This is a genomic window from Pseudomonas sp. GOM7 (assembly GCF_026723825.1).
In the GTDB taxonomy this organism is placed as follows: Bacteria; Pseudomonadota; Gammaproteobacteria; order Pseudomonadales; family Pseudomonadaceae; genus Aquipseudomonas.
Genome location: NZ_CP113519.1, coordinates 1,187,923 through 1,206,481, shown reverse-complemented (window position 1 = coordinate 1,206,481; position 18,559 = coordinate 1,187,923). Strand labels below are relative to the sequence as shown.

The 18,559-nt window shown below is 62.8% G+C and carries 19 protein-coding genes; 15 read left to right on the top strand and 4 right to left on the bottom strand.

Features of this window, described 5'->3' with window-relative positions:
- Positions 1-87: 87 nt before the first annotated feature.
- The 8 genes from arcD (at position 88) to OU800_RS05445 (ending at position 7,909) form a co-directional block, all read left to right on the top strand.
- The gene (gene arcD / locus OU800_RS05480; RefSeq protein WP_268181817.1) at positions 88-1,515 is read left to right on the top strand and encodes an arginine-ornithine antiporter; all 1,428 of its coding nucleotides are present in this window, start codon (positions 88-90) and stop codon (positions 1,513-1,515) included.
- A 16-nt stretch (positions 1,516-1,531) separates the two neighbouring features.
- Entirely contained in the window at positions 1,532-2,782 is a 1,251-nt protein-coding gene (arcA, locus tag OU800_RS05475; RefSeq protein WP_268181816.1) for an arginine deiminase, read from the top strand.
- 63 nt (positions 2,783-2,845) lie between these two features.
- Positions 2,846-3,856, top strand: a complete 1,011-nt coding sequence (locus tag OU800_RS05470) for an ornithine carbamoyltransferase (RefSeq protein ID WP_268181815.1) — start codon at positions 2,846-2,848, stop codon at positions 3,854-3,856.
- A 146-nt stretch (positions 3,857-4,002) separates the two neighbouring features.
- Positions 4,003-4,929, top strand: a complete 927-nt coding sequence (gene arcC / locus OU800_RS05465; RefSeq protein WP_268181814.1) for a carbamate kinase — start codon at positions 4,003-4,005, stop codon at positions 4,927-4,929.
- Positions 4,930-4,942: 13 nt separating this feature from the next.
- On the top strand, positions 4,943-5,308 hold the full coding sequence (locus OU800_RS05460) for a DUF5064 family protein (protein WP_268181812.1): 366 nt from the start codon (positions 4,943-4,945) through the stop codon (positions 5,306-5,308).
- 314 nt (positions 5,309-5,622) lie between these two features.
- Positions 5,623-6,429: an outer membrane protein OmpK gene (locus tag OU800_RS05455; RefSeq protein ID WP_268181810.1), complete on the top strand. Its 807-nt coding sequence runs from the start codon at positions 5,623-5,625 to the stop codon at positions 6,427-6,429.
- A gap of 108 nt (positions 6,430-6,537) precedes the next feature.
- Complete coding sequence (locus tag OU800_RS05450) at positions 6,538-7,383, top strand: DMT family transporter (protein ID WP_268181809.1); 846 nt, start codon at positions 6,538-6,540, stop codon at positions 7,381-7,383.
- A 52-nt stretch (positions 7,384-7,435) separates the two neighbouring features.
- Positions 7,436-7,909 carry an LEA type 2 family protein gene (locus OU800_RS05445; RefSeq protein WP_268181807.1) on the top strand — a complete coding sequence of 158 codons (474 nt, stop codon included), beginning with the start codon at positions 7,436-7,438 and terminating at the stop codon, positions 7,907-7,909.
- A gap of 26 nt (positions 7,910-7,935) precedes the next feature.
- Here the strand turns inward: OU800_RS05445 and OU800_RS05440 are convergent, their stop codons facing one another.
- Positions 7,936-8,736, bottom strand: a complete 801-nt coding sequence (locus OU800_RS05440) for a gamma-glutamyl-gamma-aminobutyrate hydrolase family protein (protein WP_268181805.1) — start codon at positions 8,734-8,736, stop codon at positions 7,936-7,938.
- A 445-nt stretch (positions 8,737-9,181) separates the two neighbouring features.
- Between OU800_RS05440 and OU800_RS05435 the strand changes: the two genes are divergently transcribed.
- Both OU800_RS05435 and OU800_RS05430 read left to right on the top strand, forming a co-directional pair.
- Entirely contained in the window at positions 9,182-9,523 is a 342-nt protein-coding gene (locus OU800_RS05435) for a zinc ribbon domain-containing protein YjdM (protein WP_268181804.1), read from the top strand.
- A 92-nt stretch (positions 9,524-9,615) separates the two neighbouring features.
- On the top strand, positions 9,616-10,341 hold the full coding sequence (locus tag OU800_RS05430; RefSeq protein ID WP_268181802.1) for a substrate-binding periplasmic protein: 726 nt from the start codon (positions 9,616-9,618) through the stop codon (positions 10,339-10,341).
- Positions 10,342-10,344: 3 nt separating this feature from the next.
- Here OU800_RS05430 and OU800_RS05425 read toward each other — a convergent pair whose 3' ends face one another.
- The gene (locus OU800_RS05425) at positions 10,345-11,097 is read right to left on the bottom strand and encodes a hypothetical protein (RefSeq protein WP_268181800.1); all 753 of its coding nucleotides are present in this window, start codon (positions 11,095-11,097) and stop codon (positions 10,345-10,347) included.
- A 212-nt stretch (positions 11,098-11,309) separates the two neighbouring features.
- Here OU800_RS05425 and OU800_RS05420 point away from each other — a divergent pair, with 212 nt between their 5' ends.
- Together OU800_RS05420 and OU800_RS05415 are read left to right on the top strand one after the other, a co-directional pair.
- Entirely contained in the window at positions 11,310-11,660 is a 351-nt protein-coding gene (locus OU800_RS05420) for a hypothetical protein (RefSeq protein WP_268181799.1), read from the top strand.
- 751 nt (positions 11,661-12,411) lie between these two features.
- Entirely contained in the window at positions 12,412-13,386 is a 975-nt protein-coding gene (locus OU800_RS05415; protein WP_268179870.1) for an IS110 family transposase, read from the top strand.
- A gap of 459 nt (positions 13,387-13,845) precedes the next feature.
- Here the strand turns inward: OU800_RS05415 and hemH are convergent, their stop codons facing one another.
- Together hemH and OU800_RS05405 are read right to left on the bottom strand one after the other, a co-directional pair.
- Complete coding sequence (gene hemH, locus OU800_RS05410; protein ID WP_268181797.1) at positions 13,846-14,868, bottom strand: ferrochelatase; 1,023 nt, start codon at positions 14,866-14,868, stop codon at positions 13,846-13,848.
- A gap of 21 nt (positions 14,869-14,889) precedes the next feature.
- Positions 14,890-15,789 carry a TIGR01777 family oxidoreductase gene (locus OU800_RS05405; RefSeq protein ID WP_268181796.1) on the bottom strand — a complete coding sequence of 300 codons (900 nt, stop codon included), beginning with the start codon at positions 15,787-15,789 and terminating at the stop codon, positions 14,890-14,892.
- A 343-nt stretch (positions 15,790-16,132) separates the two neighbouring features.
- Between OU800_RS05405 and OU800_RS05400 the strand changes: the two genes are divergently transcribed.
- From OU800_RS05400 to OU800_RS05390, 3 genes are all read left to right on the top strand, one after another.
- On the top strand, positions 16,133-17,113 hold the full coding sequence (locus tag OU800_RS05400) for an NAD(P)/FAD-dependent oxidoreductase (protein ID WP_268181794.1): 981 nt from the start codon (positions 16,133-16,135) through the stop codon (positions 17,111-17,113).
- The gene (locus OU800_RS05395; RefSeq protein ID WP_268181792.1) at positions 17,110-17,340 is read left to right on the top strand and encodes a TIGR02450 family Trp-rich protein; all 231 of its coding nucleotides are present in this window, start codon (positions 17,110-17,112) and stop codon (positions 17,338-17,340) included. Before OU800_RS05400 ends, OU800_RS05395 begins: the two co-directional genes overlap by 4 nt.
- Before the next feature lie 266 nt (positions 17,341-17,606).
- Positions 17,607-18,557: a YbgA family protein gene (locus OU800_RS05390; RefSeq protein WP_268181790.1), complete on the top strand. Its 951-nt coding sequence runs from the start codon at positions 17,607-17,609 to the stop codon at positions 18,555-18,557.
- The last annotated feature ends 2 nt before the right edge of the window (positions 18,558-18,559 follow it).

Here is an 18,559-nt window from a genome sequence, read left to right as displayed (position 1 = left end):
AACCTGACCATTGATTCAAGTCAGGATGCAGTGCTCGCCAAACGCGCTCAATACCCATGTCCCCCTGGTGACACAGAGGTAATTGAGATGTCTGACTCGACGCAAAAACTCCACCTCGGCGCGCTCGTCGCGCTGGTCGTCGGCTCCATGGTCGGCGGCGGTATCTTCTCCCTTCCCCAGAACATCGCGGCCAGCGCCAGCGCCGGAGCCACCCTGATCGGCTGGCTGATCACCGGCGTCGGCATGCTGACCCTGGCCTTCGTGTTCCAGACCCTGGCCAACCGCAAACCCGAACTCGACGGCGGGGTGTACGCCTATGCCAAGGCCGGTTTCGGCGATTACATGGGCTTTTCCTCGGCCTGGGGTTACTGGATCAGCGCCTGGATCGGCAACGTCAGTTACATGGTGCTGCTGTTCTCCACCCTGGGTTATTTCTTCCCGGTATTCGGCGAAGGCAATACCTTGCCAGCGGTGATCGGCGCCTCGATCCTGCTGTGGCTGCTGCACTTTCTGGTACTGCGCGGGATCAAGGAGGCGGCCTTTATCAACACGGTGACCACGGTGGCTAAGATGCTGCCGCTGGCGCTGTTCATCGTCATCGCCGCCATCGCCTTCAAGCTCGACGTGTTCACCCGCGACTTCTGGGGCGCTGGCAACCCCGAACTGGGCAGCGTGCTGGATCAGGTGCGCAACATGATGCTGGTTACCGTCTGGGTGTTCATCGGCATCGAGGGGGCGAGCATCTTCTCCGCTCGCGCCGAGAAACGCAGCGACGTCGGCAAGGCCACGGTGATCGGTTTCGTCGGCGTGCTCCTGCTGCTGGTACTGGTCAACGTGCTCAGCCAGGGCATTCTCGCCCAGGCCGAACTGGCCGGGTTGAAGAACCCTTCCATGGCCGGTGTGCTGGAGCAGGTGGTCGGCCCCTGGGGCGCGCAGCTCATCTCCATCGGCCTGATCGTCTCGCTGGCCGGCGCCTTGCTGTCGTGGACGCTGCTGTGCGCCGAGATTCTCTTCGCCAGCGCCCGCGACCACACCATGCCGGAGTTCCTGCGCAAGGAGAACGCCAATCACGTTCCAGCCAACGCGCTGTGGCTGTCCAATGGGCTGATCCAGCTATTTCTGATCATCACCCTGTTCAACGCCTCCACTTACCTGAGCCTGCTGTACCTGGCCACCTCGATGATCCTGGTGCCGTACTTCTGGTCCAGCGCCTATGCGGTGCTGCTGGCCGCGCGCGGCGAGACCTACGAGAACGCCGCCGGCGAGCGCAACAAGGATCTGCTGATCGCACTGGTTTCCACTCTCTACGCGGTCTGGCTGGTCTATGCCGCCGGCATCCAGTACCTGCTGCTCTCCGCGCTGCTCTATGCCCCTGGCGCGATCCTCTTCGCCAAGGCCAAGCACGAGCTGGGGCAAACCATTTTCACCGGCATCGAAAAACTGATTTTCGCGGCCGTGCTGATAGGCGCCGCCATCGCGGCCTACGGGCTGTATGACGGTTTCCTGAGTCTCTAGGAGAAGGAGTTCTTTCATGAGCAAGAAAGCCCTCGGCGTTCATTCCGAAGCCGGCAAACTGCACAAGGTAATGGTCTGCTCGCCGGGCCTGGCGCACCTGCGCCTGACCCCCGCCAACTGCGACGAACTGCTGTTCGACGACGTGATCTGGGTGTCGCAGGCCAAACGCGACCACTTCGACTTCATGACCAAGATGCGCGAGCGCGGCATCGAGGTGGTGGAGATGCATAACCTGCTCGAAGAAACGGTGCGCGATCCGCAAGCCCTCAAGTGGATCCTCGACCGCAAGATCACCGCCAACAGCGTCGGCCTTGGCCTGCTGACGGAGGTGCGCGATTTCGTCGAGGGACTGGAGCCCCGGCGCATCGCCGAGTTTCTCATCGGTGGTGTGTCCGGCGCCGACCTGGCGCGGCACAAGGACTCCGAGGCGGCAAAGATGTTCAACGCCTACCTGGGCGAAGCCAGCTTCATCTTCCCGCCGCTGCCCAACACCCAGTTCACCCGCGACACCACCTGCTGGATCTACGGTGGTGTCACCTTGAACCCCATGTACTGGCCGGCACGCCGCCAGGAAACCCTGTTGGCCAGCGCCATTTACAAGTTCCACCCGGACTTTGCCAATGAGCCCTTCGAGATCTGGTACGGCGACCCGGACAAGGATCACGGCGCGGCCACCCTGGAGGGTGGCGACGTCATGCCCATCGGCAACGGCACCGTGCTGATCGGTATGGGCGAACGCACCTCGCACCAGGCCATCGGCCAGGTGGCGCGCGCGCTGTTCGCCAAGGGCGCGGCGGAGAAGATCATAGTCGCCGGCCTCGATCGTTCCCGCGCGGCCATGCATCTGGATACGGTGTTCAGCTTCTGCGACCGCGACCTGGTGACCATCTTCCCGGAAGTGGCCAACTCCATCGTGCCCTTCACCCTGCGCCCGGACGAGAGCCGCCCCGGTGGCATCGACGTGCGCCAGGAAAACAAACCCTTCGTCGACGTGGTCGCCGAAGCGCTCGGCCTGCCGAAGCTGCGCGTGGTGGAAACCGGCGGCGACGCCTACGAGGCCGAGCGCGAGCAATGGGATGACGGCAACAACGTGATCTGCCTGGAGCCGGGCGTGGTGATCGGCTACGACCGCAACACCTACACCAACACCCTGCTGCGCAAGGCCGGCGTCGAGGTCATCACCATCAGCGCCAGCGAACTGGGGCGCGGTCGTGGCGGTGGCCACTGCATGACCTGCCCGATCATCCGCGACCCCATCGACTACTGATTCAGCCAGCCCCGTCGGCCACCCGCCGTCGGGGTGTTTCACTGCCCACGAGGAGAGAGAACCATGGCCTTCAACATGCACAACCGCAACCTGCTCAGCCTGATGCACCACAGCACCCGCGAGCTGCGTTACCTGCTCGACCTGTCGCGCGACCTCAAACGCGCCAAGTACACCGGCACCGAGCAACAGCACCTCAAGCGCAAGAACATCGCGCTGATCTTCGAGAAGACCTCCACCCGCACCCGCTGCGCCTTCGAGGTGGCGGCCTACGACCAGGGCGCCAACGTCACCTACATCGACCCCAACTCGTCGCAGATCGGCCACAAGGAATCGATGAAGGACACCGCCCGCGTGCTCGGGCGCATGTACGACGCCATCGAATACCGTGGCTTCAAGCAGGAAATCGTCGAGGAACTGGCCACCTACGCCGGCGTGCCGGTGTTCAACGGCCTGACCGACGAATACCACCCGACGCAGATGCTCGCCGACGTGCTGACCATGCGCGAGCACAGCGACAAGCCGTTGCATGACATCGCCTATGCCTACCTGGGTGACGCGCGCAACAACATGGGCAATTCGCTGCTGCTGATCGGCGCCAAGCTAGGCATGGACGTGCGCATCGCCGCGCCCAAGGCGCTGTGGCCCAGCGAGGAACACATCACCGCCTGCAAACAATTCGCCGAGGAAAGTGGCGCGCGCATCACCCTCACCGAAGACGCCAAGGAAGCGGTCAAAGGAGTCGACTTTGTCCATACCGACGTCTGGGTGTCCATGGGCGAGCCGGTGGAAGCCTGGGGCGAACGCATCCAGGAACTGCTGCCCTACCAGGTCAACGCCGAGATCATGCGGGCCGCCGGCAACCCAAGGGTGAAGTTCATGCATTGCCTGCCAGCCTTCCACAACAGCGAAACCAAGGTGGGCAAGCAGATCGCCGAGCAGTATCCACAGTTGGCCAACGGCATCGAAGTCACCGAAGAGGTGTTCGAGTCGCCGTGGAACATCGCCTTCGAGCAGGCGGAAAACCGCATGCACACGATCAAGGCGATTTTGGTTTCGACCCTGGCGGATATCTAGGTTCACGTAGCCCGGATGTCATCCGGGGATGGGCTTGTCTCCCCTCTCCCATTGATGGGAGAGGGGCCGGGGGAGAGGGTCTGGCCGGCGACGCCGAGCCCCAAACCACAGCCCCCGGATTCAATCCGAACGCCAAGGAGAACACCATGCGACTCGTCATCGCCCTGGGCGGCAACGCCCTGCTTCGTCGCGGCGAAGCCATGACCGCGGAAAACCAGCGTGACAACGTGCGTATCGCCTGCCAGCAGATCGCCAAGGTGGCGCCCGGCAACGAGCTGGTGATCGCTCATGGCAATGGCCCGCAGGTCGGCCTGCTGGCCCTGCAGGGCAACGCCTATGATGCCGCCAACCCCTACCCGCTGGACGTGCTCGGCGCCGAGACCGAAGGCATGATCGGCTACATGATCGAGCAGGAGCTGGGCAACCTGCTGCCCTTCGAGGTGCCCTTCGCCACCATCCTCACTCAGGTGGAAGTGGATGGCGCCGACCCGGCCTTCAAGCACCCCAGCAAGCCCATCGGCCCAGTCTATACAAAGGAAGAGGCCGAACGCCTGGCCACCGAAAAAGGCTGGAGCATCGCTGCCGACGGCGACAAGTTCCGCCGCGTGGTTGCCAGCCCGCGCCCACAGCGCATCTTCGAGATCCGCCCGATCAAGTGGCTACTGGAAAAGGGCAGCGTGGTGATCTGCGCCGGTGGTGGTGGCATCCCGACCATGTACGACGGCAAGCAGTTGAAAGGCGTCGAGGCAGTGATCGACAAGGATCTGTGCTCGGCGCTGCTGGCCGAGCAGCTCAACGCCGACCTGCTGGTGATCGCCACCGATGTCGAGGCCGCCTATGTGGATTGGGGCCAGCCGACCCAGAAGAGCATCGCCGAAGCCCACCCCGACGCGATCGAAGCGCTCGGCTTCGCCGCTGGCTCCATGGGGCCCAAGGTGCAGGCTGCCTGCGAGTTCGCGCGCAATACCGGCAATACCGCGGTGATCGGTTCGCTGGAGAACATCGAGGCCATCGTCCAGGGCCGTTCCGGCACACGCATCAGCCTGGGAAGCAACGGCATCGTCTATCGCTGAGAGGGCAACATTCATGTTCACCCCCGGTCATCTGCACCGTGACAACCTCGGCCGTCCCGAGGGCATGCGCCGCGCACCGCCCTACTCGGTCGACTTCTACTACGAGGTGCGCCAGGATCCCGCGCACGGCGCCATGCTGCACATGCGCCTGGCCGGCGAGGTGAACGGCAGGCCCTTCGCGGAAGAGTTCGAGCTGCACCGCGATGTCGCCTACAACTTCGCCAGCGTGGCCACCCGCGTGGCCGCACGCCATGGTCTGCCCGTCAGCGCCAGCCCGGTGATGCGCGGGCACGACGAGTACGACAGGGTCTTCGCCGATATCCGCGCCAAGCTGCATGCCAAACCGGGGGAGCCGGTCAATCTCGATCACGTGCTCTGACTTGGCTCGAATGCAATCCGGGGGCGCTTTCCCCGGATTGCATCCGGGCTACATGGCTTACGAAGAGTCCTGATCCGTAGGGTGCGCCGCGCGCCCCAGGCGGCAGCGCACCAACTTACGGCCAACCTTGTCCTTTTGGTCAGAAAATAGTGCAAAACATCCCTCCTGAAAAATCCTAAACGGCAGCTATCCAATTGATTTGCCACGGATAAGCACAATCACGAGAATTGGCGCCGTTTTTGCTATGGCAGCAGAATCCTGACCACTCGGACAGGTTCATAACCATAACGACACGACACCATTCAGGAGCCTCCATGAATCGCACCCTTTCTTCGCTGGTGCTCGCCAGCGGTCTGCTGGCAGGCGGCCAGGCCGTTGCCGGCGGTCTGCTGCAGTGGCAGAACAACAGCCTCACCTACCTCTATGGCCACGACTTCAAGGTCGACCCGGAAATCCAGCAGACCATCACCTTCGAGCACGCCAGCGGCTGGAGCTTCGGTGACCTGTTCTTCTTCACCGACCTGATCAAATACAACGGCGAGGCGCAGAACGGCAACGGTGACGGCCACACCTACTACGGCGAGTTCAGCCCACGCCTGTCGTTCGGCAAGATCAGCGGTACCGACCTGTCCTTCGGCCCGATCAAGGACGTGCTGCTGGCCTTCACCTACGAGTTCGGCGAGAAGGACGTCGACGCCTTCCTGCTCGGCCCGGCGGTCGACCTAGACATCCCAGGCTTCGACTACTTCCAGCTCAACACCTATCTGCGCAAACCCAACAGCAACCGCCCCGGCAAGAACGTCTGGCAGATCACCCCGGTATGGAGCTACACCCTTCCCGTGGGTGATTCGGACATCCTCATTGACGGTTTCATGGACTGGGTGGTGGACAACGACGAGAACCACCGTGGCGACTACCACGCCAACCTGCACTTCAACCCGCAGATCAAGTACGACCTGGGCAAGGCCATGAAGTGGGGCGAGAAGCAGCTCTACGTGGGCATCGAGTACGACTACTGGAAGCACAAGTACGGCATCAGGGATGGTGGTTTCGTCAGCGACAACTTCGTCGGCCCCACCAACCAGAACACTGCCAGTCTGCTGGTCAAGGTGCACTTCTAAGCTCAGCACGAACCAGGGTCGCAGGGATTTGCGACCTTCTGCCAATGCCCTCGCCCAGCCTGACGTGCTTAGCTGCCGGACATCACCAGATTTCATCAAGGATGGACGATGTCAGCGCGCACCCTGCTGCTCACCGCTCTCGCCATGCTGGCCTTTGCCGGCAACTCGCTGCTGTGCCGCCTGGCGCTGCGGGAAACCGAAATCGACGCGGCCAGCTTCACCTTCATACGTCTGCTCAGCGGCGCCCTCACCCTGTGGGTACTGTTGCAACTGCGGCACACCCGGCAGCCCATGGCCGGCAACTGGCCGGGGGCATTGGCGCTGTTCCTCTACGCCGCCGCCTTCTCCTTCGCCTATCTGCAACTGGACGCCGGTGTCGGTGCCCTGCTGCTGTTCGGCGCCGTGCAACTGAGCATGCTGCTCTGGGGCCTACTGCGCGGTGAGCGCCTTAGCCCCCTCGCCACGCTCGGCACCCTGCTGGCCAGCGCCGGCCTGCTGGCCTTGCTGTTGCCGGGCACCAGCGCGCCACCATTCTCCGCCGCGCTGCTGATGCTGCTCGCCGGCATCGCCTGGGGCGCCTATTCGTTACTGGGGCGCGGCCAAGGGGATCCGCTCGCGGTAACGGCCGGCAACTTTCTGCGTGCCACGCCGCTGGCGGTGCTGCTCGCCGTGGCGCTATCGAACCAGTTGCAATGGGATGGGCCTGGTCTGCTCTATGCGTTGCTTTCCGGCGCACTGACCTCGGGCATCGGCTATGCCATCTGGTACAGCGCTTTGCCCGGTCTGCGCGCCAGCCAGGCCGCCACCGTGCAACTCAGCGTGCCAATCCTCGCGGCACTGGGCGGCAGTCTGCTGCTTGGCGAAGCCCTGAGCCTGCGCTTGCTGCTCAGCGCCGCGGCGGTCCTCGGCGGAATCGCTCTGGTATTGGGCAGTCGACAACGCGCCGGGAGCTAATGGCCCTGGCAGCGGTCTTCTACATGAGCCCACAACGCCTGGGGAAATCGCCATGCCTCGCCTGCTTCGCCTCTGCCTGCTCACGCTGCTTGCGGCCAGCCTCGCCGCCTGTGCCAGCCTGAGCAATCGCGATCCGCTACGGGTCGACCTGGTTGGCCTGGAGCCATTGCCCAGCCAGGGCCTGGAAGTGCGCTTCGCCGCCAAGCTGCGGGTGCAGAACCCCAATGACAGTGCGGTGAGCTTCAATGGCATGGCGCTGGATCTGGATGTCAACGGGCAGCCGCTGGCCAGTGGCGTGAGCGACCAGCATGGCGACGTGCCGCGCTTCGGCGAGACGCTGATCAGCGTGCCGCTGAGCATTTCTGCATTTTCGATGGTGCGCCAGGCCTGGGGCGCCGCCGGTTATCACCCCGGCCAGGAACTGTCTTATGAGCTGCGCGGCAAGCTGGCCGACGGCCTGTTCGGCACGCGCCGCTTCAGCGACAGCGGCACCCTGAGCTGGCCGCAGCCGCCAAACCCCTACTGAAGCAGGAACTGGCGGCCGGATCTGCCTCAGGCTGCGCAGGCCGGCTGGCCACGACGCCTCGCCACCTGCTGGCGGCAGGCCTCACCAAAGGCCTGGAAGATCTTCACCGAGTCCGGATTCTGCGCTGCCTGCCATTCCGGATGCCATTGCACGGCGAACAGGAAGGGCGACAGGCTCGGCCCATGGATCGCCTCTATCAGGCCATCCTCGGCGGTGGCCAGCACTTCCAGCCCCTTGCCCAGGGTACGGATGGCCTGGCCGTGCAGGGAGTTGACGCGAATCTCTTCCTGCCCCATCAACTTGGCGAACCAGCTACCGGCCACCGGCTTCACGCCGTGGCTCGGCGCGTACTGCACATCGACCGGATCCTCGGGGTTCTCGCGGTGATCGTTGAAGCCGGGCTCGGCATAGACCTTCTGGTAGATGTCGCCACCCAACGCCACGTTGATTTCCTGCATGCCACGACAGATGCCGAAGATCGGCAGGCCACGGGCGATGGCTGCCTTGATCAGCGGCAGGTCGAACAGGTCGCGATCGCGATCCTGGGTCTTTTCCGGGGTCTGGTTTTCCTGGCCGTAGAGCGCCGGGTCGATGTTGCTGCCGGCCCCGGTCAGGTACACACCATCGGCCATGTCCAGATACTGTTCGATATCGTCGCTGCCACAGCAGGTGGGCACCAACAGCGGCACGCAGCCAGAGAACTCGACCAGGGGCTGAATGTACTTGTGGGTCATGACCTGATAGGCGTGGCCCTTGCGCTCCTGAGCGCCCATAGACATCAACACGACGGGTTTGCGCGGGGTATTGCGGATCTTGTTGTCGGACATACGTCACCTTGGGACAGGCCGGGCCTGTCGTTGCTGTACAGGTCCGGCGAAATGCTCGCGACCTGGTTGGCTAACTCCGCACGCAACCGAGCGTCCTGCACGCTGGCCACCTTCCGACGGCGACATGACCCAGGCCTTTTCGCTCCATGAAAAGGATTGCCCAATGCGGCAACCGATACCCGAACCAGTAGCGGAATCTGCCGCCAGTGTGCCCGAGCCGTAAAATATGTCAAACATCTAACCGATCTATTTTCTTGCCGCCACATCAGGCGATTGACCTATAGCGGAGAAAAACAGGCTGCTCAGGACATCAGGGAAGCCTTCAGGCGTCATGTTGGAAGTCCAATATTTTTGACATACTGTGTCATCGCGGCCTTACCAGGCGGGCATCGGGCGCTAATTCCCTATACACTATGCGGTTTATAACCACCTCCGAGGACGCCCCTTGAGCACCCTGCCGCCCTGCCCCAAATGCAACTCCGAATACACCTACGAAGACGGTGAGCAACTGGTCTGCCCCGAGTGCGCCCATGAGTGGAAAGCTGGCGAAACCAGCGCCAGCGAGGACGACGCGCGGGTGATCAAGGACTCGGTGGGCAACCTGCTGCAGGACGGCGACACCATCACCGTGATCAAGGATCTCAAGGTCAAGGGCTCGTCGCTGGTGGTCAAGGTCGGCACCAAGGTGAAGAACATCCGTCTGGTCGACGGCGATCACGACATCGACTGCAAGATCGACGGCATCGGCGCGATGAAACTCAAGTCCGAGTTCGTGCGCAAGGTCTGACGCCGCGTCTTCGACGCTGTGACCTTCTGCCCAGCAGGCGGCACCAGCAGGTGCTAGCCTCAAGGGCAGAACAGTCTCGGAATTACCGCTCCATGCGCCACCTGCTGCCACTTCTGCTGGCTCTGCTCAGCCCCGTGCTGCATGCGCAAACCTGGCGCGTGGTGGGCGACGAGCAATTCGCCCCCTACAGCTTCATCACTGGCGAAAGCGATACGCCACTTGGCCTGGACGTGGAACTGGTCGACGCCGTGTTGCAGGAAGCCAAGGTGAGCTACGCCATCCGTCTGTATCCCTGGGAACGGGTCAAGCGCATGCTCGACCGCGGCGAAGCACACATGGCCTTCCAGTTCGCCGGAACCGCGCAGCGTCAGGCGCAATACCAACTGGTCGGGCCACTGCGCAGTGGCACCACCGTCTTCATGACCCGAACCACGACGGCCATCGACGACTGGCAGACGCTGGAGGATCTGAGCCCCTACGTGATCGGCCAGGTGCGTGGTTATGCCTACGAGGAAGACTTCGATCAGGCCGCTCTGATGCGCGACCTCTCTGCGCAGAATCCGCGTCAACTGGTGTCGATGCTGCTGGCCGGGCGCATCGACCTCATCGTTGGCGACCGCACTCAGCTACTGTATTTCGTGCGTGAACAGCATGCTCTGGAGCGTGTGCGCATTCTGCCCAGGCCGCTGGTGCGGATGCCACGCTTCGTCGCCTTCGCCAAAGGCGATATCGAGCACGCCCGGCAGTTCTCTCAGGCGCTGGTGAAATTGCGAGAAAATGGCACGCTGCAGCGCATCGAGCAGCGCTGGACGCAGTGACACTTACTGCACGGGCAGGAAGTTCAACAGGAACAGGCTCTGTGCATAGTTGGCGCCCATGCGTCGGTAGCGTTCTTCCAGCACGTGCGTCAACAGATCGAGGCGCGCCACCATCTTGCCGAACTCCACGGCGAAGCTGAGGTTGCTGCCCTGCGCGGACACCTCGTTGGACAACAGCAAGGGGCGACCACTGGCATCACGGCGCTGGCCCAGCATCCAGGCGGCCTTCTCCAGGTTGCGCGCGGCGTTGTAGATGAACCGCGCATTGAAGCTGTCGGTCAGGTAGAACTCGGTACGACCACCGTGCGCGGTGACCAGCATGCTGCCGATGGCATAGGTGAAAGCAGCCACCCGGTCGCCCTGGAACGCCGGACTCAAGGCGTAATCCAGGGCCGCCACATCACGCAGACCACCCAGGCTTGGCCAGTCCTGATTGTACTCGATGGCGTACTGGATCTGCCGCTCCATGCTCGCACTGTCAGGCATGGCATTCTTGCGCCATTCTCGCGGGTTGCGCTGGTAGAGCTTGTGCATCAGCCGGTACAGGCTGTTGAGGTTGTTGCGCATGGCCAGGGTCGCCATGCGGTCGACGTCGGTTTGCAACAGCTCGGCGGGCTTGACCGGGCTACGCTTGTGAATGATCGAGTCGTTGTCCAGACGCCCGCTGCAACCACCGAGCAATGCCAGGCACAGCAGTGTCGGCAGCACTCGCCGCCAGCTTGCAGGTACCCGTCTCTGGTCTCGTTCCGAACGCATCGCGCCGCCCCCAGCAGCCTCGATCCCGCCAACAGGCGGCACCGTTCAGATATCCAGTAAAGCGTAAAATTCCCTCGTCCGGGTCTTGCCGCTGCGATTCGCCGAACGCGTCACCTTTACCCAAGCCTTACACAAGCCCGAACAACGAAGCCGAACGGCGACAGTCTGATTCATTGCGCGAAGACACTGCGCATTCTCAGGAGGTCGCCACCATGCAAGCTCGTGTCCCACTCATCGCCGCCATCGCTGCCAGCCTGACGCTGGCCGGCCTGGGCAATGCCCAGGCGTCGAGCCGCAGTGACGCTGCCATCGCCGGTGTGGTGGCGGGTGCGGTCATCGGCGGCGTGATCGCGTCCAGCCGCCCCGCCCCGATTCATTGCCCGCCACCGCCACGGGTCTATTACTACCCGGCGCAGCCGGTGCATTACGCACCACGGGCCTACTATGCACCGCCTCCGGGTTACTACTACCCGCCGACGCGGGTGGTCGTCGTGCCGGCTTACCGGCCTTACCCACCGCCCCCTTATCGTGAACCCTACTGGCGGCGCGACAGGCGCTGGTAGTACGCATGCGAAAGGCCCGTATCGTGGATACTGGTCTTTCTTGGGTTTTTCGTGGAATCTCGGGAAATCTGTCTTGATAGCGGACTGGCGACAGGGTGTTTTGGGTGCTTGTTCCGAATTGCCGCGTTTTGGCTGATGTTCTTGGTTTCGCCTTCCCAGGCGAGTCACTTTTGACGGGCAAAAGTAACCAAAACCCTCCGCCCGGTCATCCGGCCCTCGCTTCGCGAGGGTTCGCTCACTCCATCGCCGCTCCAGAGGCCCGCCACGGTGGGCCATCCATGGCCCATCGTGGCTTTCGCGACATCCATGTCGCTCAACCTCTTCCACGACGATTCCGTTCGCCCTCCTGGGCGGGCTCTGCACGCGCCTGAACCCGAGGTAACCCAGAGCAGCGCGGAGTGCTTGATGGGGGCAGCCGTAGGGCGGACTCAGGAGCCTAAGCGAACAGTCCGCCGGGCCATGCCAAGTTCGGCACCAAGGCTCACGCCTAATACTCCCACCAACGGCGTACTGCTTCGCGAGTACGCCCTTGTATCTCGACCAAAGCCTTTCAGTGAGGCTATGGTTCCCGACTGATCATCGGGGGAGGAGTTGCAAGCCGAGTACGCCCTGAAGCCTTGAGCCTGTAACGTAGATTGCGCTGCGCTCCTCCGCACTCATCCAGTAAGTCCGAACGGTATCCAGAGCCTCGAGCTCGCATAAACAAGGTTGGACGGATGCAGTGACGATCAGCTACCCAAAGGAGGAGGAGATGAGCACAGTTGTGGGTATCGACATCGCCAAGCACACCTTCGACATCGCGACCCTTCAGGCCAATGGCAAGCATCGCACCAAGGCCAAGCTGAGCAACGACCCGAAGGGCTTTAAAGTTCTGCTGCAATGGTTGGGCAAGCATGCTGAACCGCAGGCTTGGATCGTGATGGAGGCGACCGGCATCTATCACGAAGCGCTGGCTGAATGGTTGTACGAGCATGACTATAAGATCTGCGTATTGAATCCGACGCAGATTGCGCTTTATGCCCGCAGCCAGTTGCAGCGCGTGAAGACCGACAAGGTGGACGCCAAGCTGATTGCCGATTATGGCCATCTGCATCAGCATAAGTTGCGTGCCTGGAAGCCCGAGCAACCGGAGATCAAGCGCCTCAAAGCCCTGAATCATCGTCTGAAGGATCTTCAGGAGTTGGAGCGCATGGAACAGAACCGTCTGGACGTGACCAGCGATGTCAAAGTCGCTGCGTCGATTCGGTCGGTACTTGAGCATATTCGCCAGCAGATCGCTGAGACGCTGAAAGCGATCAAGCAGCACTTCGATGACAACGATGACCTACGAGGCCAGCGCGACTTGCTTAAAAGCATCGATGGCATTGCCGACAGAACCGCTACGTTGCTGCTGGCAGAGCTGGGCGACATGCAACGTTTCGGTGACAGTCGCGATGTTACGGCTTTTGCAGGTTTGAACCCTAAGCTGCAGGACTCGGGGAAGCACAAAGGGCATGTGCGCATATCGCGGATGGGCTCTTCAGTGTTACGTGCAGGGCTTTACCTGCCAGCAGTAGTCTCCCTGACCCACAACGCCGCGATCCGAGCGATGGCCAAGCGGCTAAAGGCACGAGGCAAGGCCGGCAAACAGATCGTCTGCGCGGCCATGCGCAAGCTGCTTTGCATCGCTTACGGCGTACTCAAATCCGGCAAACCCTTTGACCCGCAGCTAGCCATTGCGAGATGACGGGTAAGACGGTATCTACGCGAATGAAAGTTTTGGTTTAACTCGATAGCCCCATCGCGACTTCACTGCTATCAGAACACGCCGGGCAGCCCATGGCATGCCAGCTCGTTCAGGCGCGCGAATGGCCCCTTCAGGAGGGTGAGTGGAATCGTTGCGCAGAGGGGCGAGCGGCATGGATGCCGCGAGAGGCTTAAAGGGCCAGGGACGGCCCTTGTAAGCCGACCCTCGGAGCAGCGATGGAGCGAACGAACCCCGGCGAAGCCGGGGCCGGATGGCGGGGCCAAGCCTTTTTGCCTTCTTTTGTGGCGTTTGACAAAAGAAGGTCGCCGGGGGGCGAAATAGGAGATATCAGCTAAACGCCGATAAGCAGCTTGAACACCGAAAACAACCGAAACCAACACACAAACTTGCCAGTCCGGTCTCACCCAAGCATTCCCGCCCCCCCTGCAGCCAAAACCCTCACACGGCCTGCGGAGCCCGCTCGCACAGGATCTGCAGCGCCGCGGCCCACTGCGGATGATCGTTCAGACAAGGCACCAGTTGCAGGCTTTCACCGCCGGCCTCGACGAACTGCTCGCGGCCACGGTCGCCGATTTCCTCCAGCGTCTCGATGCAGTCGGCGACGAAAGCCGGGCACATCACCAGGAGTTTCTTCACCCCCTGCGCGGCCAGTTCGTCGAGGCGGTTCTCGGTGTAGGGCTCGATCCACTTGTCACGCCCCAGGCGCGACTGGAAGCTCACCGACCACTGCCCCGGCGCCAACCCCATGCGCTCGGCGAACAACTCGGCGCTGCGCATGCATTGCGCGCGATAACACTTGGCTAACACTTCGGGCGAAGCCGTGCGGCAGCAGTCCGCTCCCTTCAAGCAGTGGCCGCTGGGGTCGAGCTTGCGCAGGTGGCGCTCCGGCAGACCATGGAAGCTCAGCAGCAGATGGTCGAAGCCCTGATCCAGATAGGGTTTGGCGCTGGCCACCAGGGCGTCGAGGTACTCGGGTTGCTCGAAGAATGGCGGCAGGATGGAGAAACGCATCTTCAGGCCATGCTCACGCACCACCCGCTTGGCTTCCTCGATCACCGTGGTGGTGGTGCTGTCGGCGAACTGCGGGTAGAGCGGCGCCAGGGTGACCTCAGTAATTCCCTGCTCGGCCAGGCGCAGCAGGGTCGACTCGATGGACGGCTGGCCATAACGCATGGCCAGCTCCACCGGGCCGCGCGTCCAGTGTGCCTTCATCGATTCCTGCAAACGGCGGCTGAGCACGATCAGCGGCGAGCCCTCCTCCCACCAGATCGACGCATAGGCGTGCGCCGAGGCGGCCGGGCGCTTGATCAGAATCAGCGACACCAGCAACCGGCGCAGCGGCCAGGGCAGGTCGACCACATAAGGATCCATGAGGAACTGGTTGAGATAACGGCGCACATCGGCCACCTCGGTGGACGCCGGCGAACCCAGATTAACCAGCAGCAATGCGTGATCGGTCATGCGAAATCCTAGTGATAAAGGTCAATGGCCCAGCACATCCGTCAGGGCGACATCCAGATGGGTGAAACGAAAACTGAAACCGGCATCGAGCAAGCGACTCGGCAAGGCACGCTGACCGCCGAGCAGCAGCTCGGCCATCTCACCCAGGCCGGCACGCAAGGCGAAGGCCGGTACCGGCACCCAGGTCGGCCGGCTCAGTGCCTGCCCCAGCGCCTGGGTGAATTCGGCATTGCGCACCGGCAGCGGCGCGCAGGCATTATAAGGACCCTGCGCCTCGGGCCGCTGCAAGAGAAAATCGATCAGCTCGATTTGATCGGCAATATGAATCCACGGCATCCACTGCCGCCCATCGCCGAGACGACCGCCCAGGCCCAGACGAAACGGCAGGCGTAGCCGCGCCAGCAGGCCACCATCGCGCGCCAGCACCAGCCCCGTGCGCAGCAGCACCACCCGCATGCCCAGGCTCTGCGCACGCAGCGCGGCCTGCTCCCAGGCGCCACAGAGCTGCGCGGCGAAGTCATCGCCCAGCGGCTGCATGTCCTCGCGCAGTTCCTGATCCCCGCCGTCGCCGTACCAGCCCACGGCGGAGCCGGAGAGCAGCACCGCCGGACGTTGTTCACGGCGCTCCAGCCAGGTCACCAACTGCTCGGTGAGGTCGATGCGGCTGGCCCACAGCAACGCCTTGCGCTTGCGGCTCCAGGGCCGGTCGGCAATGGGCGCGCCAGCCAGATTGACCACCGCATCGAGCGGTTCGCCGTCGAGTTCTTCGAGCGCAGCGATACCCCGTACCGCCTCGCCACACAGGCGCGCAACCTTGGCTGGATCACGGCTCCAGACAGTGAGACGATGGCCCTGCTCGTGCCAATACGCACAGAGACTGCGGCCAATCAGGCCGGTGCCGCCGGTCAACAGGATATGCATGGTCTGCTCCTCGCTGGGCAAAACTCGAGTGTGCCGCTAGCACCTGCCCAGACAAAGCGACAGGTGCCTTTATTCATTGCCAGGTTTGTCCTAAACCTAGAATAGGAGCAAAGTACGAGGCCATGTACATGAAAACATCCCTGTATAGCTTTTGTCCAAGTCTTAGCCTGTAAAGGGCACCTCTAAAAACGTAGGCGAGGCAGCCAGCGCAAGGCAAAAACAGGCGAAAAAGCGCAGTTTACGTGCTGTAAATGAGCATTTTGAGACTGTTTTTAACGACGCGATGGCAACGCAGGTAGTTTTTAGAGGTGCCCTAAAGCATTCAGCGCTGAAGAGGTAAATTATGACCATCGCCATCATTGGCACCGGCCTCGCCGGATTGTCCGCCGCCCAGACACTGCATGCAGCCGGCCACGACGTGGAGCTGTTCGACAAGAGCCGTGGCAGCGGTGGGCGCATGGCCAGCAAGCGCAGCGACGTCGGCAGCCTGGATCTGGGGGCCCAGTACTTCACCGCACGGGATCGCCGCTTCGTCGAGGTGGTACAGCAGTGGCAAGCCCGTGGCTGGGTCGCGCAGTGGCTGCCAAGCCTCTACAACAGCCAGTCCGGGCAACTCAGCCCATCGCCGGACGAACAGGTGCGCTGGGTCGGCACGCCACGCATGAGCGCCATCACCCGCGCCTTGCTCGGCGCCCTGCCGGTGCATTTCTCCTGCCGCGTCACCGAGGTCTTCCGTGGTGATCAGAACTGGACGCTGCTCGATGCCGAAGGCACCAGCCATGGCCCCTTCAGCCAGGTCATCGTCGCCACGCCCGCGCCCCAGGCCAGCGCCCTGCTGGCCGCCGCCCCGAAGCTGGCCGGCACTGCGGCCAGCGTGGTGATGGAGCCGACCTGGGCCGTCGCCCTGGCTTTCGACACCCCGCTCGACACGCGCCTCGAAGGTTGCTTCGTGCAGGACAGCCCCCTCGACTGGCTGGCCCGTAACCGCAGCAAGCCGGGTCGCGAGCAGCAGCCCGACACCTGGGTGCTGCATGCCAGCAGTGCCTGGAGTCGGCAGCATGTGGATCTGCCCAAGGACGCGGTGATCGAGCACCTGCATGGTGCCTTCGCCGAGCTGATCGGCTGCGCCGTGCCGGCGCCCAGCTTCACCCTCGCCCACCGCTGGCTCTACGCACGCCCGGCCCAGGCCCACCAGTGGGGCGCCCTGGCCGATGCCGACCTGGGCCTGTATGCCTGTGGCGACTGGTGCCTGTCCGGCCGCGTCGAAGGGGCCTGGCTCAGCGGTCAGGACGCCGCGCGCCGCCTGCTCGAACACCTGGCATGAACGCACCGCCCAAGCGTCGGCTGAATCCCGCCAAGCTGCTGCTCTCGAAGTGGACGGCCAGCCGTCCACAGAATCGCGAGCGGCATTTCCTGGTCACAGAACTACTGCGTGACGAGCAGGAGCGGGTCGTCGCCGTGGCGCTGCAGGCCGTGCTCACAGGGCGCAGCGAGCACATCGACTGGCAGCAATTGCTGGATACGGAGCGCTGGCAACAAGGCTGGCGCTAACAGGCCGTTGAAAAACTACCTGCGTTGGCAATACTGCGTTAAAAACAGCCTCAAAATGCTCATTTACAACACGTAAACTGCGCTTTTTCGGCTGTTTTTGCCTTGCCTTGCCTGCCTCGCCTACGTTTTTCAACGGCCTGCTAAGACCCTCACAAAAAGCAATACAGAAGCTGTACAAAAACATTGTGCACGTACAATTCTGTGCCTATGATTCCCCCTAAGTTGTACATGGCAATAGCCATGTACAAGATCAGAGGGGAGTATCGATGCAAGCGAGCAGACCCAAGCTGGGTATCAGCGCCTGCCTCATGGGCGACGAAGTGCGCTACAACGGTGGGCACAAGCTTTCGCAACTGTGCAGCCGCGAACTGAATCGGCATTTCGACTTCATCAAGACCTGCCCGGAAGTGGGCATCGGCATGAGCGTGCCGCGCGAACCCATTCGCCTGGTGGGTGATCCGCAAGCGCCACGCGCGGTCGGCACGGTCGACCCTTCGCGGGACGTCACCGACGCACTGGCCGCCTACGGCGAGCGCATGGCCGACGAGCTGAACGACATCGATGGCTTCATCTTCATGCAGCAGTCCCCGTCCTGCGGGCTGCATCGGGTCAAGGTGTATCAGCAAGGCGGTCGCCCCAGCGAACCGGGACGCGGAATCTTCGCCGCCCACTTCTGCGCCCGTCACCCCGATCTGCCCGTGGAAGAAGCCGGCCGGCTGATGGATCCGGTGCTGCGCGAAAACTTCATCACCCGCGTCTATGCCCATGCCGAATGGCGACGACTGCTGCGTGAGGGGCTCAGCCGTGGCGCGCTGATCGCCTTCCACTCGCGCTACAAGTACCTGCTGATGGCCACCGACCCGCTGCGCTACAAATCCCTTGGCCGCCTGCTCGGTAACCTCGCCCAGCACGAGCTCGACAGCCTGGCGCCGCAATACTTCAGCGAACTGATGAAGGCGTTGCAAAAGTGCGCCACCCGCGGCACCCACAGCAACGTGCTGCAGCATCTGAGCGGCTACCTCAAACGCGCCCTGAGCGCCGACGAGAAACAGGAAATGCAGCAACTGATCGGCCAGTACCGCGACGGTATCGTGCCGCTGGTGGTGCCGCTGACCCTGCTCAAGCACCACTTCCGCCGCCATCCGGATCGCTACATCGCGGAGCAGGCCTACCTGCAACCGCACCCGGAACCCCTCAGCCTGCGCAATGCGTTGTGACC

Bases quoted from the DNA above. Each gene is read 5' to 3' on its own strand.
- arcD (WP_268181817.1), top strand. From the start codon at position 88: ATGTCTGACTCGACGCAAAAACTCCACCTCGGCGCGCTCGTCGCGCTG.
- arcA (WP_268181816.1), top strand. From the start codon at position 1,532: ATGAGCAAGAAAGCCCTCGGCGTTCATTCCGAAGCCGGCAAACTGCAC.
- OU800_RS05470 (WP_268181815.1), top strand. From the start codon at position 2,846: ATGGCCTTCAACATGCACAACCGCAACCTGCTCAGCCTGATGCACCAC.
- arcC (WP_268181814.1), top strand. From the start codon at position 4,003: ATGCGACTCGTCATCGCCCTGGGCGGCAACGCCCTGCTTCGTCGCGGC.
- OU800_RS05460 (WP_268181812.1), top strand. From the start codon at position 4,943: ATGTTCACCCCCGGTCATCTGCACCGTGACAACCTCGGCCGTCCCGAG.
- OU800_RS05455 (WP_268181810.1), top strand. From the start codon at position 5,623: ATGAATCGCACCCTTTCTTCGCTGGTGCTCGCCAGCGGTCTGCTGGCA.
- OU800_RS05450 (WP_268181809.1), top strand. From the start codon at position 6,538: ATGTCAGCGCGCACCCTGCTGCTCACCGCTCTCGCCATGCTGGCCTTT.
- OU800_RS05445 (WP_268181807.1), top strand. From the start codon at position 7,436: ATGCCTCGCCTGCTTCGCCTCTGCCTGCTCACGCTGCTTGCGGCCAGC.
- OU800_RS05440 (WP_268181805.1), bottom strand. From the start codon at position 8,736: ATGTCCGACAACAAGATCCGCAATACCCCGCGCAAACCCGTCGTGTTG.
- OU800_RS05430 (WP_268181802.1), top strand. From the start codon at position 9,616: ATGCGCCACCTGCTGCCACTTCTGCTGGCTCTGCTCAGCCCCGTGCTG.
- OU800_RS05425 (WP_268181800.1), bottom strand. From the start codon at position 11,097: ATGCGTTCGGAACGAGACCAGAGACGGGTACCTGCAAGCTGGCGGCGA.
- OU800_RS05420 (WP_268181799.1), top strand. From the start codon at position 11,310: ATGCAAGCTCGTGTCCCACTCATCGCCGCCATCGCTGCCAGCCTGACG.
- OU800_RS05415 (WP_268179870.1), top strand. From the start codon at position 12,412: ATGAGCACAGTTGTGGGTATCGACATCGCCAAGCACACCTTCGACATC.
- hemH (WP_268181797.1), bottom strand. From the start codon at position 14,868: ATGACCGATCACGCATTGCTGCTGGTTAATCTGGGTTCGCCGGCGTCC.
- OU800_RS05405 (WP_268181796.1), bottom strand. From the start codon at position 15,789: ATGCATATCCTGTTGACCGGCGGCACCGGCCTGATTGGCCGCAGTCTC.
- OU800_RS05400 (WP_268181794.1), top strand. From the start codon at position 16,133: ATGACCATCGCCATCATTGGCACCGGCCTCGCCGGATTGTCCGCCGCC.
- OU800_RS05395 (WP_268181792.1), top strand. From the start codon at position 17,110: ATGAACGCACCGCCCAAGCGTCGGCTGAATCCCGCCAAGCTGCTGCTC.
- OU800_RS05390 (WP_268181790.1), top strand. From the start codon at position 17,607: ATGCAAGCGAGCAGACCCAAGCTGGGTATCAGCGCCTGCCTCATGGGC.